Origin of the sequence: Lysobacter sp. Root690 (assembly GCF_001427785.1) — a bacterium.
Lineage (GTDB): Bacteria > Pseudomonadota > Gammaproteobacteria > Xanthomonadales > Xanthomonadaceae > Lysobacter.
The window spans coordinates 149,868-171,815 of the sequence record NZ_LMHM01000011.1; the positions used below are offsets into that span (position 1 = coordinate 149,868).

Annotated in this window: 29 protein-coding genes; 17 read left to right on the top strand and 12 right to left on the bottom strand. The window is 64.9% G+C overall.

The genetic code is table 11. The features are described from left to right. Positions 1-138: 138 nt before the first annotated feature. From ASD86_RS05815 to ASD86_RS05830, 4 genes are all read left to right on the top strand, one after another. Positions 139-708: a helix-turn-helix domain-containing protein gene (locus tag ASD86_RS05815; RefSeq protein WP_056108117.1), complete on the top strand. Its 570-nt coding sequence runs from the start codon at positions 139-141 to the stop codon at positions 706-708. Positions 709-711: 3 nt separating this feature from the next. Then, positions 712-1,251 carry a GNAT family N-acetyltransferase gene (locus tag ASD86_RS05820; protein ID WP_056108120.1) on the top strand — a complete coding sequence of 180 codons (540 nt, stop codon included), beginning with the start codon at positions 712-714 and terminating at the stop codon, positions 1,249-1,251. Positions 1,252-1,536: 285 nt separating this feature from the next. Beyond that, entirely contained in the window at positions 1,537-1,809 is a 273-nt protein-coding gene (locus ASD86_RS05825; RefSeq protein WP_036109670.1) for a GlsB/YeaQ/YmgE family stress response membrane protein, read from the top strand. Positions 1,810-1,865: 56 nt separating this feature from the next. Then, complete coding sequence (locus ASD86_RS05830; protein WP_036109667.1) at positions 1,866-2,351, top strand: pyridoxamine 5'-phosphate oxidase family protein; 486 nt, start codon at positions 1,866-1,868, stop codon at positions 2,349-2,351. 60 nt (positions 2,352-2,411) lie between these two features. Here the strand turns inward: ASD86_RS05830 and ASD86_RS05835 are convergent, their stop codons facing one another. Together ASD86_RS05835 and ASD86_RS05840 are read right to left on the bottom strand one after the other, a co-directional pair. Next, positions 2,412-2,867, bottom strand: a complete 456-nt coding sequence (locus ASD86_RS05835; RefSeq protein WP_056108123.1) for a hemerythrin domain-containing protein — start codon at positions 2,865-2,867, stop codon at positions 2,412-2,414. Positions 2,868-2,994: 127 nt separating this feature from the next. Then, on the bottom strand, positions 2,995-4,275 hold the full coding sequence (locus ASD86_RS05840; RefSeq protein WP_056109094.1) for a cation:proton antiporter: 1,281 nt from the start codon (positions 4,273-4,275) through the stop codon (positions 2,995-2,997). A 347-nt stretch (positions 4,276-4,622) separates the two neighbouring features. Between ASD86_RS05840 and ASD86_RS05845 the strand changes: the two genes are divergently transcribed. The 6 genes from ASD86_RS05845 to ASD86_RS05865 all read left to right on the top strand — a co-directional run bounded on the left by ASD86_RS05845 (position 4,623) and on the right by ASD86_RS05865 (position 7,190). Beyond that, positions 4,623-4,982 carry a hypothetical protein gene (locus ASD86_RS05845; RefSeq protein ID WP_157476219.1) on the top strand — a complete coding sequence of 120 codons (360 nt, stop codon included), beginning with the start codon at positions 4,623-4,625 and terminating at the stop codon, positions 4,980-4,982. A gap of 329 nt (positions 4,983-5,311) precedes the next feature. Then, positions 5,312-5,644: a multidrug efflux SMR transporter gene (locus ASD86_RS05850; protein WP_056108129.1), complete on the top strand. Its 333-nt coding sequence runs from the start codon at positions 5,312-5,314 to the stop codon at positions 5,642-5,644. 55 nt (positions 5,645-5,699) lie between these two features. Further along, on the top strand, positions 5,700-5,876 hold the full coding sequence (locus tag ASD86_RS26470) for a hypothetical protein (protein WP_157476221.1): 177 nt from the start codon (positions 5,700-5,702) through the stop codon (positions 5,874-5,876). 148 nt (positions 5,877-6,024) lie between these two features. Continuing rightward, a complete protein-coding gene (locus tag ASD86_RS05855; protein ID WP_056108132.1) occupies positions 6,025-6,303 on the top strand; it encodes a hypothetical protein in 279 nt (92 codons plus the stop codon). Between the two features lie 36 nt (positions 6,304-6,339). Continuing rightward, entirely contained in the window at positions 6,340-6,582 is a 243-nt protein-coding gene (locus ASD86_RS05860) for a hypothetical protein (protein ID WP_056108135.1), read from the top strand. A gap of 173 nt (positions 6,583-6,755) precedes the next feature. After that, a complete protein-coding gene (locus ASD86_RS05865) occupies positions 6,756-7,190 on the top strand; it encodes a hypothetical protein (protein WP_056108138.1) in 435 nt (144 codons plus the stop codon). Positions 7,191-7,216: 26 nt separating this feature from the next. On the opposite strand, the gene ASD86_RS05870 is transcribed toward ASD86_RS05865, so the two are convergent. Continuing rightward, complete coding sequence (locus tag ASD86_RS05870) at positions 7,217-7,594, bottom strand: hypothetical protein (protein ID WP_056108141.1); 378 nt, start codon at positions 7,592-7,594, stop codon at positions 7,217-7,219. Positions 7,595-7,697: 103 nt separating this feature from the next. Next, positions 7,698-8,510, bottom strand: coding sequence for a hypothetical protein (locus tag ASD86_RS05875; protein ID WP_056109097.1), 813 nt, complete (start codon positions 8,508-8,510; stop codon positions 7,698-7,700). 240 nt (positions 8,511-8,750) lie between these two features. On the opposite strand from ASD86_RS05875, the gene ASD86_RS05880 reads away from it, so the two are divergent. Together ASD86_RS05880 and ASD86_RS05885 are read left to right on the top strand one after the other, a co-directional pair. Beyond that, entirely contained in the window at positions 8,751-9,194 is a 444-nt protein-coding gene (locus ASD86_RS05880; protein ID WP_056108144.1) for a helix-turn-helix transcriptional regulator, read from the top strand. 37 nt (positions 9,195-9,231) lie between these two features. Then, entirely contained in the window at positions 9,232-9,642 is a 411-nt protein-coding gene (locus tag ASD86_RS05885; protein WP_036109637.1) for a VOC family protein, read from the top strand. Between the two features lie 145 nt (positions 9,643-9,787). Here ASD86_RS05885 and ASD86_RS05890 read toward each other — a convergent pair whose 3' ends face one another. Genes ASD86_RS05890 through ASD86_RS05900 form a run of 3 tightly spaced genes read right to left on the bottom strand, consistent with a single transcriptional unit; the run spans position 9,788 to position 12,301 of the window. Next, on the bottom strand, positions 9,788-10,579 hold the full coding sequence (locus ASD86_RS05890; protein ID WP_056108147.1) for a MetQ/NlpA family ABC transporter substrate-binding protein: 792 nt from the start codon (positions 10,577-10,579) through the stop codon (positions 9,788-9,790). Positions 10,580-10,613: 34 nt separating this feature from the next. After that, positions 10,614-11,297 (bottom strand): methionine ABC transporter permease, encoded by a 684-nt coding sequence (locus ASD86_RS05895; RefSeq protein WP_056108149.1) that lies wholly within the window; start codon positions 11,295-11,297, stop codon positions 10,614-10,616. Next, the gene (locus ASD86_RS05900; protein ID WP_056108151.1) at positions 11,294-12,301 is read right to left on the bottom strand and encodes a methionine ABC transporter ATP-binding protein; all 1,008 of its coding nucleotides are present in this window, start codon (positions 12,299-12,301) and stop codon (positions 11,294-11,296) included. Before ASD86_RS05900 ends, ASD86_RS05895 begins: the two co-directional genes overlap by 4 nt. A 576-nt stretch (positions 12,302-12,877) precedes the next feature. On the opposite strand from ASD86_RS05900, the gene ASD86_RS05905 reads away from it, so the two are divergent. Beyond that, positions 12,878-13,099: a hypothetical protein gene (locus ASD86_RS05905; RefSeq protein ID WP_056108155.1), complete on the top strand. Its 222-nt coding sequence runs from the start codon at positions 12,878-12,880 to the stop codon at positions 13,097-13,099. 334 nt (positions 13,100-13,433) lie between these two features. Next, positions 13,434-14,471, top strand: a complete 1,038-nt coding sequence (locus tag ASD86_RS05910; protein WP_157476223.1) for a hypothetical protein — start codon at positions 13,434-13,436, stop codon at positions 14,469-14,471. Between the two features lie 95 nt (positions 14,472-14,566). On the opposite strand, the gene ASD86_RS05915 is transcribed toward ASD86_RS05910, so the two are convergent. The 3 genes from ASD86_RS05915 to ASD86_RS05925 form a co-directional block, all read right to left on the bottom strand. Further along, complete coding sequence (locus ASD86_RS05915) at positions 14,567-14,770, bottom strand: hypothetical protein (RefSeq protein ID WP_056108160.1); 204 nt, start codon at positions 14,768-14,770, stop codon at positions 14,567-14,569. A 367-nt stretch (positions 14,771-15,137) separates the two neighbouring features. Then, positions 15,138-15,800, bottom strand: a complete 663-nt coding sequence (locus ASD86_RS05920) for an ankyrin repeat domain-containing protein (RefSeq protein WP_056108163.1) — start codon at positions 15,798-15,800, stop codon at positions 15,138-15,140. 140 nt (positions 15,801-15,940) lie between these two features. Continuing rightward, the gene (locus tag ASD86_RS05925; RefSeq protein ID WP_056108166.1) at positions 15,941-17,491 is read right to left on the bottom strand and encodes a hypothetical protein; all 1,551 of its coding nucleotides are present in this window, start codon (positions 17,489-17,491) and stop codon (positions 15,941-15,943) included. 352 nt (positions 17,492-17,843) lie between these two features. On the opposite strand from ASD86_RS05925, the gene ASD86_RS05930 reads away from it, so the two are divergent. Continuing rightward, positions 17,844-18,053 carry a hypothetical protein gene (locus ASD86_RS05930; RefSeq protein WP_056108168.1) on the top strand — a complete coding sequence of 70 codons (210 nt, stop codon included), beginning with the start codon at positions 17,844-17,846 and terminating at the stop codon, positions 18,051-18,053. A 367-nt stretch (positions 18,054-18,420) separates the two neighbouring features. Here ASD86_RS05930 and ASD86_RS05935 read toward each other — a convergent pair whose 3' ends face one another. Next, complete coding sequence (locus tag ASD86_RS05935; protein WP_056108170.1) at positions 18,421-19,032, bottom strand: hypothetical protein; 612 nt, start codon at positions 19,030-19,032, stop codon at positions 18,421-18,423. Between the two features lie 189 nt (positions 19,033-19,221). Between ASD86_RS05935 and ASD86_RS05940 the strand changes: the two genes are divergently transcribed. Further along, on the top strand, positions 19,222-19,857 hold the full coding sequence (locus tag ASD86_RS05940; RefSeq protein WP_157476227.1) for a hypothetical protein: 636 nt from the start codon (positions 19,222-19,224) through the stop codon (positions 19,855-19,857). 995 nt (positions 19,858-20,852) lie between these two features. Here ASD86_RS05940 and ASD86_RS27215 read toward each other — a convergent pair. Then, positions 20,853-21,221, bottom strand: coding sequence for a hypothetical protein (locus ASD86_RS27215; protein WP_056108176.1), 369 nt, complete (start codon positions 21,219-21,221; stop codon positions 20,853-20,855). Positions 21,222-21,324: 103 nt separating this feature from the next. Here ASD86_RS27215 and ASD86_RS25800 point away from each other — a divergent pair, with 103 nt between their 5' ends. Further along, complete coding sequence (locus ASD86_RS25800; protein WP_162253620.1) at positions 21,325-21,939, top strand: M23 family metallopeptidase; 615 nt, start codon at positions 21,325-21,327, stop codon at positions 21,937-21,939. Positions 21,940-21,948 lie beyond the last annotated feature (9 nt).

Consider the following 21,948-nt stretch of genomic DNA (forward strand, 5'->3'; position numbering starts at 1 on the left):
AATGGGCCATGCGTCGGTACACGAAGCTCGACTGCGCCACTCACTCGCCCGCACAGCGGTCGCTGGCGGCGACCGAACCTGCAAATCGGCTATCCCAGCCTGTTGACCGCCATCTTATCGTCTCGTATAAAAGACGGAATGGACACATTATCGGACGAAACCAGCCTCCGCCTGGCCCGCCGCATCCACCACGAGCGCGAATCGCGCGGATGGTCGCTGGCCCAGTTGGCCGAACGCTCGCAGGTCTCCAAGGCCGCGATCAGCAAGATCGAACGCGGCGAAACCAGCCCGACCGCGGCGCTGCTGGTGCGTCTGGCGGCGGCCTTCGACCTGACCCTCGCCGGCCTGCTGCTGCGCGCCGAAGCCGCCGACGACAGCCGTGTCTCGCGCGCCGCCGAGCAGCCGCTTTGGCGCGATCCCGACAGCGGCTATCTGCGCCGGCAGGTGTTTCTGCGCGCCGATCACCCGGTCGAAATCGTCGAGGTAGAAATGCCGCCCGGGCAGCGCGTCGCCCTGCCCGCCGCGTCGTACGCGCGCATCCGCCAGGCGATCCGCGTGCTGTCGGGCGAACTGGTGGTGGACGAAGGCGGCGAACACCATGTTCTGGCCGCGGGCGATTGCCTCGGTTTCGGGCCGCCGTGCGATGTGGTCCTGGCCAACCCGGGCGATAGCGCCTGTAGCTATCTCGTCGTGCTGGCGCGGAGCTGAGCCATGTCGTCCATCGCTCCGCCGTCGATCACCATCGTCGCGTTGGCCTCGTCGCCGCGGCACAGCGCCGACCTCGCCGGCCTGCTGATCAACGTCGTCGCCGATGGCGGCTCGGTCGGCTTCATGCATCCGCTCGCCTACGACAGCGCGCAGCGTTTCTGGCACGACGCGCTGGCCGCGGCCGATCGCGGCGCGCGCATCGTGCTGGCCGCGTTCGAGGGCGAAACCCTGGTCGCCACCCTAAGCCTGTCGCTGGACTGCCCGCCCAATCAGCCGCACCGCGCCGAACTGGCCAAGATGATGACCCGCCCAAGCCATCGCGGCCGCGGCATCGCTGCCGCCCTGGTCGATGAGGCCGAACGCCTGGCCGCGCAACATCGGCGCAGTCTGCTCGTGCTCGACACCGCATCGGAGCAAGGCGCGGCCGGCTTCTACGAAAAGCTCGGTTACACCCGCGCCGGCGAAATCCCCGACTACGCATTCAAGCCGCATGGCGGGCTCACCGGTACGGTGCTGTTGTGGAAGCGGATCGCGGTCCCCTGATGCAAGGTACCGCGTACCAGTCTGGCACCCACCGTCATCCAGACGATTGCGAAAGCGCAACGCGCGGGATCCACTCCACTCGCTGACACTGCGAACACCACGCTTCGATCAAATCCGTCGTTTCTCTACACGCCGCGACAACGCACTTGTTACGAAGTGCACACAAAGCACAACGGCGACTCGCGCGATCGCGACCATCGCCGCGGATCAGACGTCGCCGTCACGCCGCGCACCGCACCGTCGGCCTGCCGCAACGACGCGGCGCATCGCGGAGACCCGCTCATGATGGGCATCATCATCTGGCTGGTCGTCGGCGGCATCATCGGCTGGATCGCCAGCTTGTTGATGCGCACCGACGGACAGCAAGGCATCTTCCTCAATATCGTCGTCGGCATCGTCGGCGCCTTTATCGGCGGCTGGCTGGGCTCGCTGCTCGGCATGGGCGGTTCGGACATCAACGACGGCAATTTCAGCCTCGGCGGCCTGATCGTGTCGCTGCTCGGCGCCATCGTGCTGCTCGGCATCGTCAACCTGTTCCGCCGCGGACGCGTGCGCTGATGCGTTGACGCTCCGCCCGCACCGCGCCAGTTCGTATTCGCTTTCTGGAGAAAGTAATGCATACACCGCAAGAGCTCGAAACCAAGCTGTGGAAGTCGCTGCAGTCCGACCGCACCCTGATGCTGGGCCTGCACGGCGTCGACGAAGGCCACACCCGGCCGATGACTGCCAACGTCGAAGACGGCAGCCGCATCATCTGGTTCTTCACTTCGACCGATAACGCCCTGGTGCAGGCGGTGAAGCCCGGCAGCCGCGCGATCGCCGCGTTTTCGTCCAAAGGCCACGACCTGTTCGCCAGCCTGTCCGGACGCCTGACCGTGGATACCGACCGCGCAGTGATCGAGCGTCTGTGGAACCCCTTCATCGCCGCCTGGTACGAGGGCGGCAAGACCGATCCGAAACTCGCGCTGCTGCGCCTGGATGCGGAGCACGCGGAGATCTGGCTCAACGAGAACAATCTGCTGGCCGGGGTCAAGATGCTGCTCGGCATCGACCCGAAGAAAAGCTATGAGGACAAGGTCGCGAACGTCGACCTTCGCTGAGTTCGCAGGCTTACCCGCAGTCACCGACACCCGCCGAATGGCGGGTGTCGTTTATCAGGCCTACTCTGCGCGCAGCTTGTCGACCATGCGCTGGTAATCGCGCCGGTACTGCTTGCCCAGCTTGAGCTTGTCGCCCGCGCCGATCAGTTTGCCCGACACCTGGAAGAACTTGGTCTCCTCTTCCTTGAGATGGTGGTGGACCTTTTTCGACAGCTTGCGCATGGTGTTCATCCAGCCGCGATCGCCCGGCGGTCGCTCGCGCAAGTCCTCGACCAGTTCGTCCAGTTCGTGATGCTCGTGCAAGGCATGCCGCGACGAATCCAGGCCGGCGTCGTTCATCAGCATCGGCACGTACAGATAACGTTCTTCGGCGGCCTCGTGCGCGGCCAGTTCGATGCGCAGCGCGGTGAATAATTCCAGTCTCCCCTCGCCGGGCTTGGAACGCAGCAGTTTCCTGCACAGCGAGCGTTGGACTTCGTGGCTTTCACGCAGCGCATCGTAAATGGTGTCGGGCATGGCGGGCTCCTGAGCTTGCTCAGGCGAGCATCGCCTGCCTGACGTGGCGGCACCGTGAGCCCGCGCGGCGAGACCGCATGCATCGCACAATCGCCGCGCCCCGCGAACGCGACCTGCGTCAGCCCAATCAGCTGTATTCGTAGCCCATCCGCCGCTCCGCCGCGCGGCCGCGCAGGATCAGGCGGAACAACGGCCCGGTCAGCACGGTCGACAGCACCGCCAAGGTAACCAGCGCGGCGAATGCATACTCCGACAACAGGCCCTTGTCGCGAAGAATGGTGGCCGCGACGATTTCCATCAGCCCCTTGCATTGCAGCAGCGCGCCGATCGCCAGCGCCTGCCTGCGGCTGAACCGCGGCGACGGCGGGCACAGCACCAGCGCGGCCAGCTTGGCCAGCACCGACAAGGCCAACAACGCGAATGCCGCCTGCAGCGAAGCCCAGCCCAGCGCGTCGCCGTCGATGCGCAGGCCGCTATGGCCGAAGAACAACGGCGCCAGGCCGATCAGCGCGAACTGGCCCATGCCGTGCAAGGGCAGCCGCCGCGTCCAACTGGGCGGAATGATCGCGCCGGCGAAATACGCGCCGAGCAAGGCATGCAGCCCCAATTGCGAACTCGACCAGGCGCAGGCCGCCAGCGCGACCGGCAGGGCCAACCACACCACCGCGATCGGCGGTGTCGCGCCGCGACGCTCGGCGATCACGCCGAACCCGGCGAGCAACAGCGGCAGCGCGATGGCTACGCCGTCCAGGCCCGACCACCCGGCCAAGCCGTCGCCGCCATCGGCGAGCAACAACAAGGCGGCCAGACCGATCCACAGCACCGCATCGTCGACCACCGCGATGGCGACCGCGGTCTGGGTCAAGGGGCGATGCAGCGAACCGAGCTCGCGCACGATCCCGATCAACACCGGCAAGGCGCTGACCGCCACGCAAAGGCCGATCGCGACCGCGCCGAGCCACCCCGGCGCGCGCGGCGCGGCCCAGCCCGGCAGGCCGATGAAATGCCAATACGCAGCGACGGTACCGACTAGGAACGGCAGCACCAGCGCGAGCGCGGCGCTGAGGGTGAAACGCGACAGCGACAACGCGCTGCGCCGCGATCCCGATTCGCTGTCGGGTTCGCTGTCGGATCGGGAGTTGGATTCGGGCGTCGGCGCGGCCGGGCTGTGGCGCGTCTCCAGGCCGGCGGTGAACGCGAGCAGCAGCACGCCGACCCAGCCGATCTGATCGCCGATCTTCGACGGCACGCCCAGGCCCGCGGGCAGCCACCCGGTCGCGGCCAGCACCAGTCCGATCACGATCGGCACCACCGCCAGCGGTATCGAGCGCCCGAGCGCGCGCCAGATCCCCCACGACAGCAGAATGAAGATCAGGGCATCGGCTAGGGCGGCGAGGATGGGCTGCATGCGCGGCATGATATCGGCGTTGACGGCGGCTGGGAGCTATTGCCGGGTTCGAGAACTCGCCGTCGCCGTCGCGCCGGGCGTCCGTCGCGCCACGGCGGCAGCCATCGACTCACCCAAACTCACCGCCTCCCGGGCACCCGAGCGGCCGGCTCGCCGTTGAGGCCAAGATCCGAGTGGAGCGGTACGAAAAGCATCGGGATTAAAGCCCTTCCCAAGGAGACCTCGCGACTTTGCGCGTCAAGACCGGCGCTGCCCGTCGTGCTTTTTGCCAGCCGGGTCCTATTTCACTTCGATTACTCCCGGGCAGGCTGGACCCGCAGGGACGACTGCGTGCCGAAGGGACGACCATGACCCGCGACGATCGCATCATGATGACGGCGATAGCCACGACCTTCGTGCTGTCCGCGCTGGTCATGGCCACCATCGTCGTTAAAGGCAGTGCCATTCACGATCGTTTCTTTTTCGGCTCGGACCCCATCGCCGCGGCGCTCAGGCTTGTACCCGCGCGACCGGCGGCAATCGCGGCGCAATCCGAGTCGTCGCCGCAACCGTCCGATCTCGCGGCGTCGATGCCGTTCCCGCACCACTGGTCGAGCGCGCAGCGCTCGCGCCACCTGGTCGTACCCGCCCCTGCCGTGACCGTGCTTGTGGGCAACGATCGAGCGTTCTCGTTCGAAGCCGATCATAGGAACCGCGACGGACGCTGATGCGATAGCGCTCGTCGTTGAAGCGGAACGAAACTATCGGCGCCATGCGAATCCCACGACACACAGCGCGCGAAGCTCAATGCATTTTTTGCGAATAGCGCATAAGCAAGACTGTTGTCTTCGCAATGATGTTTCGGCATGCGTGCGCAATTCGTAACGAGCCGAACACCACCGCTTGCATCGGATGCTTGTCGAATCCTCCACCACCCCGGCATCAGCCTAAACCACGAAAAACAGCGGCGAGTGCTCAGAAAAACAGCGCCGCAACAAGACTGTTTTTATCGGTTTTCGACCCACACAATCCAGCTCCCCGTGCGGAGCGAAGCATCATGAAACAGTGGATTTTCCTGGGTATTGCAATTGTCGGAGAAGTAGTGGCAACGTCCGCGCTCAAGGCCAGCGATGGGTTCACCAAACCGGTCCCATCACTGATCGTGGCGGCCGGTTATATCGCCGCCTTCTACTTTCTCTCGCTGGCGCTGAGGTCGATTCCGGTCGGCGTGGCCTATGCGATCTGGGCCGGCCTCGGCGTGGTGCTCGTCACCGGGTTCGCCTGGTTCCACTACGGCCAGAAACTCGATGCCGCCGCCGGCGTCGGCATGGCCTTGATCGTGTCCGGGGTGGTGGTTATGAATCTGTTCTCGAAGTCCATCGCGCATTGAAGCTGCGCTCGCCGATGCCGATGTCGTGCTTGCGCCCGATGCCGGAAGCATCGCCATGCTAGCCACCGCCGCCGCCATCCGTTGCACCGTCCTCGACCCGCGGACGGTCGCGAACGCGCCCGCTCCGCGCGCCGCCGAACACGCAAGCGCGGGCGGGAAAACCGCTGGCGACGCCACCGCCGCGCCGGCGCTGCTGGCGACAGCGACGCCGGTCACAGCGGTGGATCGTTGACGACCTTCCAAGCCGCGCGCCTGGGGTTTACGCTCTGCCCCAGCGAGTGGTCGCCGGCCGTCTGGCCGGCGACCGAGCGCCGCCGAAGGGATCGGCGGCGAGGCGCATTGCGCCTGCCGGACACGCCGCATCGCCACAAGGGGGCAGCATGAAGACGCGAAACAGGATCGTCGGCGCCGGGATCGCCTTGCTCTCGGCGGGATGGCTGTTTCCGATGTGGCTGGGGGTCTCGACCTGTCTCTCGTTCTGGACCAAGGAAGTCTGGCCGACCTTGCTCAAGGAACCGTACCCCGGCAATTCGTTTCCCTTCCTCGGGTTCGCCGGCGACTGCTTCGCCTGGGGTTTCGCCTGGCTCGGCGTGGTCGTCGTGTTCTGGTCGTATGTCGGTTTCTCGGCGTTCCTGCGGCTTGGCGAAGCTCGCGCCTAGCCTTCCAACACCCACACAGCTGCATCCCGGAGGCCCATGGCCATCAGGAACTCAGGCTGGACCATCTCGGCGGTGAACTCGAACGGCTGGCCTTGCCAGCTCACCTGCATCCGTCAGGTCGACGTCACCACCCTGCCCGACGGCAGCGAACAGATCAGACAGTTGTCGCTGCAGATTCGCGATACCCGCGGCGTGGTGCTGCGGCCCAAATCGGCCGGCGTTTACGTCAACGATTTCGAAGCGGTGACCTACTGGTCGATGGACGTGCACGCACCCTAGCTGGGTCGATCCGCAAGGCCGACGCCGCGATCGCCAGGTGGGTTAAGCCAGGCCGGACAGCCGGTTCCACCGCGCTTACGTTGCGCTAAAGTTCACCGCGCGCCGGCCGCTCGTGAGCCGCGCGCGGCCGCATGCGCCATCGCTCGCGGCAACCGAACTCACATCGAGGTGGCATGTCGTTCAAACGCTTCGCGTGGCTGATCCTGGGCTCGTTGCTGGCCATGAGCGCGGCCGTGGTCGCGCTGGTATCGGTCAACCTCATCGGCGGCACGCTGGCGTCGTGGCTGGGTTTTCCGCCGGGCGGCACCGGCCGCCTGGCCTGGGATCTGGCCTGGGCGATCGCCGGCGGCACCGCCGCGATCGCGACCGCAACCTACTGCGCGCCGGCGGCCCCACGTCGCCATGCGCTGGTCTGTTTCGCGGCCTTGTCGATCGCCGCCGTCTACGCAGTGGCGCAACTGGGCGGCGACTTTCCGTCATGGTTCTGCGCCGGCCTGTTGTTGAGCCTGCCGCTGCAAGGCTGGCTTGGAATGAAGTGGGCGCTGAAACTGAAAAGTCCAACGATCCCGCCTGCGCGCCCGCGGTATCCGCGGCAAGACAACGCATAGGCGATTCGCGCGATCCGCGGCCATCGTCAGGGCAACGGCGACTCGCCCATCCCGTGTTCGACGTCGACTATGCGCTTGCGCCGTTTGATATTTTCCAGTTGCAGCGACTTGTGGTCCAGGCAGGCCTGGATCCGGTCGAACTCCGCCCGTTCAACTTCGCGGCATTTGCCCGAGCGCAGAATCACATCGGCGATCAATCCATCGAAGTTCGCCTTTGTGACGATGCGATGGTGAATGCTGTTGTTGACGGTACGGTCGAGGTCCATGCTGAAACCGAACAGGATGCGGCTGGCCTGCAAGTCGTGTTCGACCGGCTCGATCTTCCACAGTACGAATGCGTCGTTTCGATCCAGTTGGAACGATGCTTTATCGTGGATGGCACTGTCGACGAAATAGCGGTTCATCCACCGAAGTATCGGTATTTACGCCAAGCCGGCAAGAGCGCGGGCATTCGCGCCCGCGCCTTTCATCGCCGCTTCGCCCCCGACATTCACGCCACGCGCGCACTCAACTTTGATGGATCTCGATCTCGCCGTCGAAGCCATTGCCCTGCGCGCCCGGGAAGGTGGCCGGCGCCGCGCCGAGCACCGCGCCGCCGGCGACGTTGCCGACGGGCAAAGCCTGGCGGCCGTTCATGGCCGGCGGCAACGCCGGCCGCACGAACCCCGGCGGGAAGGCCGGCACCGCCAGACGCGGGTAGTTGCCGATATTCGCCGCGGCGACCTGAGTCGACACATTGACCGGCTTGGCGATCCGCACCGCGCGCCACTGGATGCGGATGAATTCCGGCGCGTACGAATACAGGTTCTGATTGTTGGTCGTCGCCGGGTGCGAGAACGGACTCGCCGAGGCCTGCACGCTGTAGTAGACGCCGTACCACGCGTCGCGCTGGCCGCTGGTCTCGTATTGGTAGCTCGCCGCGAGATAGGCGTCGATATAGCTTTCGACCGTCGCATGGTTGGAGTTGGCCACGCCGGTGAGCGGCACCAGGTTGTTCCACGAACCGCCCGGACCGCCCCAGCGTCCGTTGACCAGATGGCCGCGAATCCATGCGTAAGTGCCGTCCTGCACGAACGCGATCGGCGGCCCGCCAGCGAGCAGACGATCCCACGGCGCGCCCGTCGCGGTCGGGACATTGCTGCCCTGCTGTCCCGGCATGATCAGATCCGGCCCGAGCAACGCCGACGCGCAGGTTCCGGCGAAGTTGGCGATCTGCCGGACCGCAAGCGCGCCGGCCTGATACAGCGTGGTGGTGAAGATCGGCTGGTTGGTGCTCCAGTGCGGATTGCCGGGCGCGCCGGTGTAGATGATTCTGCTCATGCGGATGGCCTGCCGGGTCGTGGCGCGGTGGGTGGGTCCGGTCGTGGAATCGACGACCGGAGACGCCGTGCGTATCGACACTTCGACGACGGATGCGGATCCGCGATCGCGCAACGGCTTGCTCGGGATAACGCGCGGACCGATGGGCTTGTGAAACGCGAATCGGAGCATCGCGCCGAACGCGAACGATCAGCGCAACGGCGCTAGGCACCTCCAGCGCGACATGGCACGATCGCGCCGATGACCCGCCCGCCCACCGAAGCCGTCCATCTGCGCGATCTCGCGCGGCTGCGTCGCGTCCGCGACCGGATCGACCGCGACTACGCGCAGCCGCTGGACGTCGAAGCGCTCGCCAGCGGCGTGGGCATGTCGGCCGGGCATCTGAGCCGTCAGTTCCGCATCGCCTACGGCGAGTCGCCCTATTCCTATCTGATGACCCGGCGCATCGAACGCGCGATGGCGCTGCTCGATCGCGGCGACCTCAGCGTCACCGAGGTCTGCTTCGAAGTCGGCTGCTCATCGCTGGGCACTTTCAGCACCCGTTTCACCGAACTGGTCGGGGTGCCGCCCAGCGTTTACAAACAGCGGGCGGAACGCGCGAGCGAGGGGCTGCCGCCGTGCGTGGCGAAGCAGGTGGCGCGACCGATCAGGAATCGAGAAGCGCCCGACGGCGGCTCGACCTAGCATGACGTCTCGCCCCACCACTCCCAGGACGATTGCCATGGACATCAGCATTCACGCGAGTTTTCTCCCCCACAACGACGCTGACGCCGCGCTGGCGTTCTATCGCGACATTCTGGGTTTCGAGGTCCGCAAGGACGTCGCCTTCGGCGGCATGCGCTGGATCACGGTCGGCCCGGTCAACCAGCCGGCCACCTCGATCGTGCTGCATCCGCCGGCGGCCAGCCCCGGCATCACCGACGAGGAACGCCGCACCATCGCCGAGATGATGGCCAAGGGCACCTACGCCATCATCACGCTCGCCACGCCCGACCTCGACGGCGCGTTCGCCCGCTTGCAGGCCGGCGGCGCCGAGATCGTCCAGGAGCCGATCGATCAGCCCTACGGCGTGCGCGACTGCGCGGTGCGCGATCCCTCGGGCAATCTGATCCGCATCAACCAGCTGCGCTGAGGCGCGCGCGTAGCGCCGCGGCCGGCGTTGCGCGTACGTCGCGCGTCGCGTCACGGGCCATGCTCGTACTGGGTGGGGCTTTAGCCCCACTCTCAAAATTCCAGGCGCTCCGGGCCGCGATCGGCACCGTGCCCAGCGGCTCCGCTCAGAACGCCGGCAACACCGCGCCGCGATACTTCTTGCTGATGAAATCCTTGACCTGCGGGCTGGTCAGCGCGGCCGCCAGCTTGAGCACGCGCGGGTCCTTGAGGTTGTCGGGACGGCCGACCAGGAAATTCACGTACGGCGAATCGGAGCCTTCGATCGCCAGCGCGTCCTTGGTCGGGTCCAGGCCGGCGTCGAGCGCGTAATTGGTGTTGATCAGGGCCAGATCGACCTGACTCAGCACGCGCGGCAGCATCGCCGAATCGAGCTCGCGGAACTTGAGCTGCTTCGGGTTGGAGGTGATGTCGCGCAACGTCGCCAGCGAATCGGTCGGATCGCGCAACTGGATCACCCCGGCCTTGTGCAGCAGGATCAGCGCGCGGCTGTTGTTGCTTGGGTCGTTCGGGATCGCCACGTCGGCGCCGCTCGGCAGTTCCTGCAGCGACTTGAACTTGCGCGAGTACGCGCCGAACGGTTCGATATGCACGCCGATGATGGTGGTCAGCTGGGTGCCGCGGCTTTTGTTGTAGGCATTGAGGTACGGCTCGGTCTCGAAATAGCTCACGTCGATGAGCTTCTGCGCGACCTGGTCGTTGGGCTGCACGTAGTCGTTGAACACGCGCACGTCGAGTTCGACGCCTTCCTTCGCCAGTAGCGGCTTGACCACTTCGAGGATTTCCGCGTGCGGCACCGCGGTGGCCGCGACGGTGAGTTTCGACGACGCCGTGCCGGACGAGCCGCAGCCGCCGAGCCCGACGGTGGCCAGCAGCAACAGCGCAAGAATCTTTTTCATCGGGACAATCCTCTTTCGAATGATGTGATGCGGCTCAGCGGCGGCTGAAACGCGCGACCAGCTTGTCGCCCAGGGTCTGCAGCGCCTGCACCAGCAGCAGCAACAACAGCACGGTCACGAACGCCACGTCGGTATGCGAGCGCAGATAGCCGTCGCGGTAGGCCAGATCGCCCAGGCCGCCCGAGCCGATCGCGCCGCCCATCGCGGTGTAACCGATCAAAGCGACGGTGGTCACCGTGGCGCCGGCGATGAGTCCGGGCAAGGCTTCGGGCAGCAGCGCGCGCAGCACGATCTGGCGCGTGGTCGCGCCCATCGCCTGACAGGCCTCGATGATGCCGCGATCGACTTCGCGCAGCGCGGTCTCGACCAGGCGCGCATAGAACGGTGCCGCGCCGATCACCAGCGGCAGGATCGCGCCCCGCACGCCAAGCGAGGTGCCCATGACCGACAAGGTCAGCGGGATCATCACGATCATCAAGATGATGAACGGCACCGAGCGCAAAATATTGATGACCAACGACAGCGCGCCGTACAGGCGCGGCTGCGCGCGCAACTGACGCGGCGCGGTCAGGAACAAGGCGATGCCCAGCGGCAAACCGATCGCCAGGGTCAACGGCAACGCACCGGCCAGCATCAGCAAGGTGTCGAGCGTGGCCTGGCCGATCTCGGCCCACTTGCCCGCGTCGAGATGAGCGAACCAACCGGCGTTCGGCGTCATCGCGCGATCTCCTCGATATGCACACCGGCCGCGTTCAACGCCGCGATCGCCGCGTCGCTGTCGCCGCCGACCAGGGAGATGGTGAGCTGTCCATACGGCATGTCCTTGATGCGATCGATGCGGCCAGCCAGGATGTTGTAGTCGACCCCGGTCTCGCGCGCGATGCGTCCGAGCAGGGGCTCGTAGGTGTGCTGGCCGAGGAAGGTCAGACGCAACAGGCGCCCGGCGACCGCGGCAAAATCGCTGTGCAGGCTGCCTTCGTTGACGTGCTCGGCTTCGGAGACGAAGCGGCGCGTGGTCGGATGGCGCGGATGCAGGAACACGTCGGCGACCGTACCGCTTTCGACTAGATGACCGGCATCGAGCACGGCGACGCGGTCGCAGACCCGGCGGATCACTTCCATCTCGTGGGTGATCAGCACGATGGTCAGTCCCAACTCGCGATTGATCTGCGCCAGCAGCGCCAGCACCGAGGCGGTGGTCTGCGGATCGAGCGCGCTGGTGGCTTCGTCGCACAACAGGATGCGCGGCCGGCAGGCCAGCGCGCGGGCGATGCCGACGCGTTGTTTCTGTCCGCCGGACAACTGCGCGGGGTATTTAGTGGCGTGATCGTTCAGGCCCACGCGCGCCAGCAGCTCGGCGACGCGGCTGGCGATCTCGTCGCGCGGCGTGCCGGCCAGTTCGAGCGGAAACGCCACGTTAGCCGCGACCGTGCGCGAGGACAGCAGATTGAAATGCTGGAAGATCATGCCGATACGCCGACGCAGCGCGCGCAGCCCGGCCGGATCGAGCGCGCTGGGATCCTCGCCGTCGACCAGCAGGCGGCCGCCGCTGGGACGCTCCAGGCCGTTGATCATCCGGATCAGCGTGGATTTGCCGGCGCCCGAATGGCCGATGATGCCGAACACCTCGCCTTCGACGATCCGCAGATCGAGCGGTTGCAACGCCGAAACCTCGTTGCCGCCGACGCGGAACGATTTATGGATCTGCTGGAATTCGATCATGGACCGTCGCGTAAGCACTTGGGTGCGGGGGAAGGACGTCGCCCTACGGGCCGTAGCGCGAGGTCGGACCGGGGGCGGGACTGCAGCGCCGCCAGCCTATCACCGGCGCGAATCGCCTGTGCGAATCGCTTGTGCGATCGCGGCCGTCGGCATTGTAAGGCGGGCCGGCCTTCGACGGATCGCCCGGCGGTTATGTGCTTATGCCGGATCAGATTCAAGTGCGGCGGCTGAACGCGGTTGCGTGGCTCTGGTCGCTACCCGATGTCGGGTTCCGCCGAAGCCGAAGAAACGCGCATAACGGCGCTAGTCGAGGCCCGGTCCGAATCGGCGGTCGAATCGGTGGCCAACGCTGGCGGCGGCCTCGATCGCGGCCTTCGACTCGTCGCGTTTCGCGCCGCGGCCTCACATCGCCTGGCCTGCGCACCGACGCCGCCGACGCCGCGCCGATCCATTGACATGCCGGCGCGCCCGGCAAATGCTCGCACAGCCATCGGGCGCCCCACACAAGGAACTGTCAGTCCCCGAACCACGCCCGATCGCAGCCGTTCCTATCAATCGACAAGGAGAGTACGAGTGATGAACACATTGACCCGCCGCACGTTGTTGTTCACGGCCGTGGCCCTGTTCGGGTTTTCGGCCACGGTGGCCGCCGCATGCCGCGATCGCTGGTGCACGACCAATTACTACGCCTGTCTGACCGACGCGAACGCCGACGGCGTGGTGACCTACCCCGAGCGCCAGCATTGCGTCGACGAATGGAGCAATTGCCTGATCGCCAACGGCTGCCAACCGCCGTAAGCCGAACGCGGTAACAGCGTCCCGTTGAGGGACGTGCAACGAGGGCCGGCGAAAGCCGGCCTTTTGCGTTTTCGATGCGGGCAGCTTCGACGCGATCGCGCTGTCGAAGTGGCGGCGTCTGTGCGAACTCGTTCCGTATTCGTATCGTCCGCCTTGATGGGGACGGGCCACCTGCCCGGCTTGCATGACGCCGATTGCGCCGCACGAACGCGTGCCCGGCAGGGCGATCAAAGCCGCGACCTCGCCGTGATCGCTTGCATTCGAGCCCGGCAAAGATTCGATTTTTCCGTATAGCCTTACCGACAGACGAATAATTCGAATGGACACGACGACCATGACTGAAACGACGCTCGATTGGACCGGGCCCGATCTGCTCGATGCCGCCGAGGTCCGGCGCGTGGACGGCGATCTGTTGGTCCTCGACGCCGCCGGCGGCATTTCATGCATCGACCTGGAATCAGGCGCAATCGCCTTGCTGGGCACGGTGATTCTGCGCGAGCAGGCCATCGACGATGACGGTCGGTACGGCGTCGCCTCGCGATGGCGACTGCATGCGTCCGCCGACGACGCGTTCGCGGCGATCGTGTTCGATGGCGGAAGCGACGGCTTGGTGATCGATCTCGACAATTTCAGGATCACCATGGAGCTCGACGGCGGCAGCTATTACCCGGACACGGTTGCCTTCTCGCTGTGCTTCCTGTCGCTGCGCGGCGCCGCTGTCGTGGTCCATCGCACCGCCTGGAATCGCCTCGACGCGTCGGACCCGCGCACCGGCGCCCTGCTGACGCAACGCGGGCCGACCACTTACGTCGACGGCAAGGCGCCGCCGCATTACCTCGATTATTTCCACGGGCGGCTGCAGCCCAATCCCTCCGGGTCGCGCCTGTTCGACGACGGCTGGGCCTGGCAACCGGTCGGTATCCCGCGCGTATTCGATGCCGCGGTCTGGTTGACCGACAATGTCTGGGAGTCCGAAGACGGGCCCTCCGTGCTCTGGCTCACCTACTCGGACGATTGGAATTTTCCGGCCTGCTGGATCGACGACGATCGCATCGCGCTGGCCAGCATGAGCGACTGGAACGAGGAGGAGTTCGCCAGCGATCCGGCATTGCCCGGCGTACGCATCATCGACCTGAGCCAGCGCGGCGCGACACCCGACCGCAAGCTGCCGATGAGCGCAGCGCCGCAAGCGTTGTTCTCGGATGGCCGATCGATTTTCGCCGCGCATGGGTCCGACACTTCGGTCTGGTCGGTGGATAGCGGCGATTGCACGCGGGTGCTGGCTGGGTTTCAGGCCACACACCACCATCGGCACCGTCAGGAATTGCTGGAAGTGAAGCCCCGGCGGATCAGGCGCGTACCGATCGCGTAAGAGTTTCGGCGGCGCGGGATCGCGTTGGCGCGAGCGCCGCCCGGCTTCAATCAGATCGATACGACCATCCGCGATCCCCAGTTCATTGCCGGCAATCAATCCTTGCCGAACGTTTCGTCGATCTTGTCGATGGCGGCCAAGGTTCCGGCCTCCAGGCTGGCCTCCTGAACCTCGCGCACCGTCCAGGTCGCACCGCAATGAGCGCAGGTGATGACGTCGTCCGGATGCGGATTCTGGGGCTGGATGAGCTGTTCGCTGCCGCAATCGCCGCATCGGTAGTGAGTGATGGTGGTTTCCATGCTGATGCCCCTTGGTCATGGTTGAAGGCGATCGGGCCGTGCTCGAACCGGGCAAACGCGACCGCGCCGTACCGCTCGCGTCGATGTCCGCTCGGGCACAACGGAACAATCCGCCGTGTCCACGCACACAGTTGCGCTCGGCGCCATGTACGCGACGTCGTCGCCATGCGAAGACGGGCTTAACAAGCCGCGCAGCGGCGACGTGGGACTGTCTCTAAAAGCGCATCGGCCGATGCCCGACAAAGCCCGCGGCATCGCTCACCCGTGCGGCGCGGCGACAGGAATTACCGTCGGCTTATCGCCGGCCATCATCGCAACTGATAATCGCCGACGACTGCGCAAGCGCCGGCATCACAAAATCCGCCGATCAGTAGTCGGCTTGAACCGACGCTTCCAACGGCACGTCATGCGACTTCAGCCAGGCCACGATGGCGCGCCGTTCGGCCAGCGCGCGTTCGTTGAGCGCGTTGCGCGGAAACTTGAAGTAATACGACTGAAACGACGCGCCGCGCGAATTATTCGCCAACGGATTCGCGCCGCGTTCGAGCAGCAGCAACAGCGCGGCGCCGGCATTGGTGCGCGCCGCCACGTGCAGCGCTGTGTCGCCGTTGCGATCGACCTGATTCGGATCGGCGCCGGCATCGAGCAATATCCGCAACTGGGTCGGGTTGCCGCCCAGCAAGGCCGATTCCAGTGGCGTGGCATCGGTCTGGGCGTTGCGCACGTCCGGCTTGCCGCCGTGGGCCAGCACGATACGCAGCAATTCGGGATCGTCGGCGAACGCGGCCAGATGCACCGGGGTCTTGCCGTCGGGGCCGGCGCGATTCGGGTCAGCGCCGCCTTCGAGCAAGGCGCGCGCGCTGTCCGCGTGGCCCTGCGCGATCGCCAGCATCAGCAGGGTCGAGCCGTCGGCGCCCGGCGTATCCGGCGCGACGCTCTGCAACTGGCGGCGGATCTCGGCGGCATCGCCGCTGCGCACGGCCTCGGCCAAGGGCGCGAGCGTCGGACTGGCGAACGGTTCATTGCTCATGGAGGACCGTGTGCATGCTGGAAGACCGATGACCCAAAGGCCGATAAGAACAGCCGCACGATAGCGCATACCCGCGCGCCGCAGCATCGCCGCGGCGCCGGGATCGCGACGAAGCGTTGCGATGCGCGCGAACGCCGGGATCAACGTCCGGTCAGCCAGCCGACGACGTCCGAGCCTGTCTGCACGACGGCACCGGCGCCGTCTGCCAGGATTTCCACGCCCTGCCCGGCGATATCGGAACCGGCCTGAGCGAGATCGCCGCTGCCGGAAATGGCGCCGGACAGCAGATCGCCGAGCGGACCGCCGACGTTGTCGTCGACCGTCTGCGCCAAGACCTCGGTGGTGCGATTGGCGGTATCGCCGACCGTATTCCACGCGCCCTCGCCGAGGTCGCCGAAGATGCTGAAGCCGCCTTGCACGTAGTCGCCGTTCTTGAAGTCGGTATCGATCACCTCGCCGATGTCGGAAATCAGATCGTGGGTGTTGATCGCGAAATCGTCCTTGAGCGGATCGGGCACCAGGTTCTGCAGGTCCTTGCCGAAGTCGGACGGATTTTCGTAACCCGCCTGCCACGGCTGTTGCTCGATCATCGCCGAGGTCAGCACGTTGGGGTTGTGGCTCAAGGCGCTGTAGGCGAGATCGCCGACGCCGTTGATAAACGGCACCGGGCTGTGGCGGGCGGCTTCGCCGACCGCGTTCAGGGCAGCGAGCGCGGCCGGCGGCAGATTCGGAAACTCGACCGCGCTGGCGCGCGCCAACAAGGTGTGCTCGCTGATCGGACCGGGCTCGACCACGATGCTGGTGCCCAGCGCATCGGGCGCGAGCAAACCGAGCGGGCCGCCTTCCTGGGTCTGGGTCAGCAGATCGGAGTCGAGCGAATAGGCGCGGATTTGCCCACCCTCCGCGATGTCGCGCGCCTTCTGCGGATCGGCGAAACCCATTCGTTCCAGCGTATTGGGATGGATGCCCGAGGCATCGAAGGTCACCGCCGGAATGCCGGTGGCCAGCGAGCCGACGGTGGCCAAGCCGCCGCCCTGCGAATGGCCGGTGATCGCCAGATTGCTCGACGCGCCATCGGCGCCGGGCTCGCCGAACACCGCCGCGAATTCGGTCGCGGTGTTGACCGCGGTCTCGCTGAACTTGTCCGCGGGGTCGGTCTTGAAACCGGTGCCCTGCTCGAAGTTGTTCATCCAGTCGTCCGCGCCCTCGGCGGTGCCGCGGTAGGACAGAACGAAGTTGCCGGCGCCGTCCTGATAGATTTCGGCGCGGTATTCCTGCGAATTGGTCGCGACCGCGTCGTTGGCGCCGAGGAACTGCAGACGCCAGGCCTGCGGGTCCTGGATGCCGCGCGCAGTGAGGTCCTGATCGCTCACCGCGCTCCAGCCCGGCGGCGGATCGCCGCGGGTGCCGTACACCGCGGTCGCCAGTTGCGACATGGTCACGTCGAAGGGCTGCGCCTGGGTTCCGCCGACGGTTTGCGCCAGCGTGCTGCCGGGCGGCAAGGCATACGGACCCCCCTGGCTCTGCGGCGGCGCGCTCGGGGCCGGGAACTGCGGGTGATAAGACGGCTCGAGCCGATACGGCCCTGGCAGCGGCCCGGTCGGCAGCTGCGCCGTCGTGGCGGTGGTCGGCGGCGGCGGTGGCTGCCAATAGCGGGCCGCACCGGCGTCGTTGACGGGAGAGATGCCCATGGCCCCAGACCCCACAGCATTCAAGATCGTTCCGACTCTAACCCTGTCCCGGCCCGAAACAACTGGGGGCCGCCCTAGGGCAATGACCGCCGGGCGCCCGGGGTTTCAGCTGATCGGGTATGAACAGGCGGGGACAACGAGACGCAAACCAGTCGAACGCGCGCCTTATCGATAACGCCGATTTGTCGCGGTCGCTTGCCCCTTACATCGCGAAGCACGCCCTCGGCTTGGTGATCGCGACGCGGATTGCGGCCATGAATGCCATCATGATCGCAACCAACACCGGCGAGCCTCGAGCTCCACCAACAAGCACCCGACCATGCCTGCGACGCGCGATGCAATCTGGCGAGTCATGACGTTCTGGCCCTTTCCTTATTGGCTGACGTTCGCCATGGCGGAAGGCACCGATCTCGACGGCACCACCGCCGATGGCGTCGCGAACTACTGGACCGTCCGAGTCGTCGGACCGAGAGGCGAGTCGCTATACCGCATGGCGAAGGGCTGGTATTGCGACAAGGTATCAGGAACGATTTACGGTACGGACGATCCGCGCGCACCTTGAACAACGCCGGCCGCCGCGCCATCCGAACCGTTCGTGTAGACGATCTCGCAGACGGCATCATCGAACCAAACGCTGACCAACCGCAGACAACAAAAAGCCCCAATCAACGGGGCTTTATGTGGGTCGTGCCGACTGTAGCTGCATCGAGAACGGATGCGTGGTGCGGAGCCGGCTCCGCATAAACGACCCATCCACTTGATTATTTTGATATTAATCAAGAACGCACAGTCGGAATGCCCCCATAAATGCCCCCAGACACCGGGCTCTGCTGATCGCCGCTCGATGGCAGAAATCCGTTGGTGGCGGTCACCCCAGCCCTGCTCTCAAGCATGTCGATGAGGAATGCGTAGCGGCCACCGACTCGCGATCACGTCCCGCCCTGCGGGGGATCGGCCGAGTGGGCCAATGCCGACAATTCTTCGCACGCGATCATCTGTCCCCCTGGCCCCCATGTCAGGCCGTCGTCGACGGGGGCGATCAGATAGTTGGTAAGCAAGCTGGGTTTACTGACGGTCATTTCGTCGTCGTCGTCGGGCGAGGCACTCACGTTGCAGCCGCTCCAGTCGGGATATTGGGCGGAGCTGATGCCGTTGTCCTTGAGCCAACCAGCCAGCAGTTCGACGGTGCGTGTTGGATCGGACTCCGAGAACACCAGAATGCCAAGCCGGTACTTTTGTTCGGTCGCGCCGGGGATCGCCGCCTGGGTCATGGCTAGCGCGTGGTCGAGCTTTGCCCGGTAGCCGTTCGGACCGTCCCAGGTGTTCGGGCCTGGCGGTTTACCCGTTCCGTCAGTGCATCCGGAAAAGACATGGGCCAGGGCGATCTGGCCGCCCTCCCAGCCCAGCGCAAGTCCGACGCAACCGCTCAGGCCGCGGGTAGCGAGGTGGCCGATCTCCCTCACCGACGGCTGACCCGGTAACTGCAGCGGCTCGCGGCCGTCGATGGCAATCCACTGGTCCAAACCCACCATGATCCACATACGCACCTCCCGCGCCCTTGATGTATCGGGAGGAACGCCACGGACGCCATGGTGTGAATCGACCGCGCCCGACCGGCTATCGGAAATGACTGCGACGAGCATTCCAGTCTTGAGCAGTGGGGCTCAAGCATTGGCGGCAACAGCTTGGCAGGCTGGCTAACGTATGCGGACCAACAAGGGGGGGGATTTATGAAATATCGCACTATCGTAGGGGCGGTGGCGATTTGTCTGGGGCTGACGGGTTGTCCGTGTGGGCCAGTCACTACTACAGGCACCATCAGCAAAAAAGAAATCACACTCCCCTCGGGTGAGCGGCAAGAAGAGCTCACAATCGGGGCGAGCGCGAGCGCGCAATGCGGTAAAAGCCGCAGCAGCATGCTGATGATGAATGCAATGAGCGCCCTGGATGCGGCTGACATCGCGGTCGACATCACCACCCAAAACACCATTATCTTGGACGGTTCAGGGACCGGCACGCTGGCGGTCAAGCAGGGCGAAACAGTGCTCGGATCGACGTCCTTCGGTTTCGTTGTGGCCGACTCGATGGCGGTGGCCGCGAATCCGGCTGCGCTCAACGCCTGGCTCGCCAACTATCCATCGGCAGATGGATTCAACATTGAGCTGGACGGGGTGCAAAAGTCCGACATCGCGCCGGGCACGGCAACCGTGACTGCGGAAGCCGTCTATGGATCGACGGTGGTTGCTTCGGGCAGTTCCTCTTGGGCGACGAGCGGCAGCGGCTGCGTCGGCAACCCAGGCGGCGGCGGGGAGACCTTTCCCGAGATGCCTGTCATCGATGAAGACCCAGGCGTCGGTTGCCCATAAGCTTTTGAACCAATGGGCCGCAACTCGCACACCATCAAGGGCGCTTCGGCGCCCTTGATGCATTAGCGCACCAGCGGTTCAACTCAAGCTCGCATCAGCGTCCTTCTCGGGCACAACGGTATCAGCGCTATAGCCACCTAGATCCGCTGTTCGACTCAGCATGATCGCTTGCCTTCTTGAGGCCGATCTCTGGCCTTTGGATGCTCACCACCGAACGACAACTCTCGTCAAACCTTTCCCAGGCCCGCCTGACATTCCGCTGGGTTCTGTCGGAGCTTCTTCCGCAGCAAAATTCAGGTCGTTGAGGCAGGCAATTAGGCGATCGACCTGTCGCGGATGGACGCCTGATATCACCACCTCATGCCTGCCCAGCATGATCGCATCGGGCACTCCAGGGGTCATCCACAGCGCAAGATCTACGACATCGGCCCCGTGCTTCTCTCGTAGGTCAGAAGCATGCCAGCCAGCTTTGCTGCTTCCTTGCCAACTGCCACTGTCGACTGCGCTCGGCGGGCACGACTCATCGTCGCAGATCGTAAATTGCGTCGCCAAGGCGCTAACCCTGGTCAGCGTCCGTGCTTCGTTCGATCGAACATGAAGTTCGGTCCTCAATCGATACCTACGACAACAGTCCTCGCGACCTGTGAACTACCTAGCCAGGTCCTAATTCAGCCAGAACCCGTACGTGGGTGATCCTATTCATATGGATGTACCGACGCGGCTGCCTCATACCCCACTCTACGAATGGGCCCTCCCAATACTGGTCGCCCTTTACCTTGCTCCTCTGGTGGAATTCATCCTTGCTCACCTCGACATATGACCAGCCACGGCCCTAGCGCCGCCATGCCGAGTCCGGCAACTCATTCAACCAATTGAAATCCACTTTGCAGCTCCCAAAGCTGACGTAGTTTTCTGAGACATACGCTTGAAGACGTAGGAACCGGCCAGTTCTTGGCGTGCAAATCCCATGCGCGTCACAGTTGCCCTTACAGCGGTCATCGGCCGCGTTTCATGCGGTCAAGCATGGGATCAGGCGCCACTGGCCCATGCCTGCGCCACGGTGCCTCGGCGACGATCCGGTCCGCGTACTTGGTCACCCACCCAGCCATCCACTGAACCGCCTCGGCCTCATCGCGCATGTTCACCCAGCGGCCAACGCCGAAATGGCACCGGTAGACGCCGGTGCAGACTTCCCAGCCCTCGGCGCGCTTGCGCGGAAGCGCTACCGCCACCCAGACCTCGCGCTCGAGCAGGATGATGTGCGCGTCCTTGAAGTCGGTATGGGCCGAGTTGGCCCATTCGAAGCGGTCGGGCAGGCGCGCTGCCATAAGCGCGCTCTGCTCGAAATCAGTGAACAGGCACATCTCGAGCGTGTCATTGATTTGTATGCTCGCGGCACATGGCTTGCCCCGTGCTTCACAGCTCGCAAGTGAAACGCCGCTCCCGTCCAACAATGCAGGTTCCGAAATGACATCACTCCGCGCATCTCTGTCGTTAGTGGCTCTGATCCTTGCAACTTCGCTACCGCTTTCCGCTCAGGAAGCCTCTGACTCCACAAAACGAGAGATCGAAGCCGTTAAGGCACATGCAATCTATAAAGAATTCTTTAGTTGTTCAGAACACGCCGCCGGCGACCTTCCCTATTTAGGTGATGACTTAGGACAGGACTGCAGCATCACTAGGACGGTGGACCTCGATGGGCGCGAATTGACAAGGGAGTACAAGGATCAGGGCTTCCGCAATGAAGACTATTTCGGCTGGGGGCAGCAAGTCCTATCTCCTTGCGATTGCGTCGTTACGAAGATATTGATCAACCCAGTGACGAATGAGCCTGGAAAGTTCGGCAAGCCGCCGGCGTCGATGATACTTCTGCGGCGCGCAGACGGCGTGAGATTCGCGCTCGCCCATATCCAAGACCCTGCTGTAAAAAAAGACGATGCCGTCAAGGCTGGGCAGGTAATCGCGAAAGTTGGCAACAATGGCTATGGCCGAGCGCCTCACATCCACATCGGCGCATGGAAAGACAAAGACGCGTTCCAAATCCGCTGGGACCTTAAAACGCTCAAGGGTCCTCAGCAGTGACCGTTCCGC

Excerpts from the sequence above, each read along its gene's own strand:
- ASD86_RS05815 (WP_056108117.1), top strand. The coding sequence starts at position 139 with ATGGACACATTATCGGACGAAACCAGCCTCCGCCTGGCCCGCCGCATC.
- ASD86_RS05820 (WP_056108120.1), top strand. The coding sequence starts at position 712 with ATGTCGTCCATCGCTCCGCCGTCGATCACCATCGTCGCGTTGGCCTCG.
- ASD86_RS05825 (WP_036109670.1), top strand. The coding sequence starts at position 1,537 with ATGGGCATCATCATCTGGCTGGTCGTCGGCGGCATCATCGGCTGGATC.
- ASD86_RS05830 (WP_036109667.1), top strand. The coding sequence starts at position 1,866 with ATGCATACACCGCAAGAGCTCGAAACCAAGCTGTGGAAGTCGCTGCAG.
- ASD86_RS05835 (WP_056108123.1), bottom strand. The coding sequence starts at position 2,867 with ATGCCCGACACCATTTACGATGCGCTGCGTGAAAGCCACGAAGTCCAA.
- ASD86_RS05840 (WP_056109094.1), bottom strand. The coding sequence starts at position 4,275 with ATGCAGCCCATCCTCGCCGCCCTAGCCGATGCCCTGATCTTCATTCTG.
- ASD86_RS05845 (WP_157476219.1), top strand. The coding sequence starts at position 4,623 with ATGACCCGCGACGATCGCATCATGATGACGGCGATAGCCACGACCTTC.
- ASD86_RS05850 (WP_056108129.1), top strand. The coding sequence starts at position 5,312 with ATGAAACAGTGGATTTTCCTGGGTATTGCAATTGTCGGAGAAGTAGTG.
- ASD86_RS26470 (WP_157476221.1), top strand. The coding sequence starts at position 5,700 with ATGCTAGCCACCGCCGCCGCCATCCGTTGCACCGTCCTCGACCCGCGG.
- ASD86_RS05855 (WP_056108132.1), top strand. The coding sequence starts at position 6,025 with ATGAAGACGCGAAACAGGATCGTCGGCGCCGGGATCGCCTTGCTCTCG.
- ASD86_RS05860 (WP_056108135.1), top strand. The coding sequence starts at position 6,340 with ATGGCCATCAGGAACTCAGGCTGGACCATCTCGGCGGTGAACTCGAAC.
- ASD86_RS05865 (WP_056108138.1), top strand. The coding sequence starts at position 6,756 with ATGTCGTTCAAACGCTTCGCGTGGCTGATCCTGGGCTCGTTGCTGGCC.
- ASD86_RS05870 (WP_056108141.1), bottom strand. The coding sequence starts at position 7,594 with ATGAACCGCTATTTCGTCGACAGTGCCATCCACGATAAAGCATCGTTC.
- ASD86_RS05875 (WP_056109097.1), bottom strand. The coding sequence starts at position 8,510 with ATGAGCAGAATCATCTACACCGGCGCGCCCGGCAATCCGCACTGGAGC.
- ASD86_RS05880 (WP_056108144.1), top strand. The coding sequence starts at position 8,751 with ATGACCCGCCCGCCCACCGAAGCCGTCCATCTGCGCGATCTCGCGCGG.
- ASD86_RS05885 (WP_036109637.1), top strand. The coding sequence starts at position 9,232 with ATGGACATCAGCATTCACGCGAGTTTTCTCCCCCACAACGACGCTGAC.
- ASD86_RS05890 (WP_056108147.1), bottom strand. The coding sequence starts at position 10,579 with ATGAAAAAGATTCTTGCGCTGTTGCTGCTGGCCACCGTCGGGCTCGGC.
- ASD86_RS05895 (WP_056108149.1), bottom strand. The coding sequence starts at position 11,297 with ATGACGCCGAACGCCGGTTGGTTCGCTCATCTCGACGCGGGCAAGTGG.
- ASD86_RS05900 (WP_056108151.1), bottom strand. The coding sequence starts at position 12,301 with ATGATCGAATTCCAGCAGATCCATAAATCGTTCCGCGTCGGCGGCAAC.
- ASD86_RS05905 (WP_056108155.1), top strand. The coding sequence starts at position 12,878 with ATGAACACATTGACCCGCCGCACGTTGTTGTTCACGGCCGTGGCCCTG.
- ASD86_RS05910 (WP_157476223.1), top strand. The coding sequence starts at position 13,434 with ATGACTGAAACGACGCTCGATTGGACCGGGCCCGATCTGCTCGATGCC.
- ASD86_RS05915 (WP_056108160.1), bottom strand. The coding sequence starts at position 14,770 with ATGGAAACCACCATCACTCACTACCGATGCGGCGATTGCGGCAGCGAA.
- ASD86_RS05920 (WP_056108163.1), bottom strand. The coding sequence starts at position 15,800 with ATGAGCAATGAACCGTTCGCCAGTCCGACGCTCGCGCCCTTGGCCGAG.
- ASD86_RS05925 (WP_056108166.1), bottom strand. The coding sequence starts at position 17,491 with ATGGGCATCTCTCCCGTCAACGACGCCGGTGCGGCCCGCTATTGGCAG.
- ASD86_RS05930 (WP_056108168.1), top strand. The coding sequence starts at position 17,844 with ATGACGTTCTGGCCCTTTCCTTATTGGCTGACGTTCGCCATGGCGGAA.
- ASD86_RS05935 (WP_056108170.1), bottom strand. The coding sequence starts at position 19,032 with ATGTGGATCATGGTGGGTTTGGACCAGTGGATTGCCATCGACGGCCGC.
- ASD86_RS05940 (WP_157476227.1), top strand. The coding sequence starts at position 19,222 with ATGAAATATCGCACTATCGTAGGGGCGGTGGCGATTTGTCTGGGGCTG.
- ASD86_RS27215 (WP_056108176.1), bottom strand. The coding sequence starts at position 21,221 with ATGTGCCTGTTCACTGATTTCGAGCAGAGCGCGCTTATGGCAGCGCGC.
- ASD86_RS25800 (WP_162253620.1), top strand. The coding sequence starts at position 21,325 with ATGACATCACTCCGCGCATCTCTGTCGTTAGTGGCTCTGATCCTTGCA.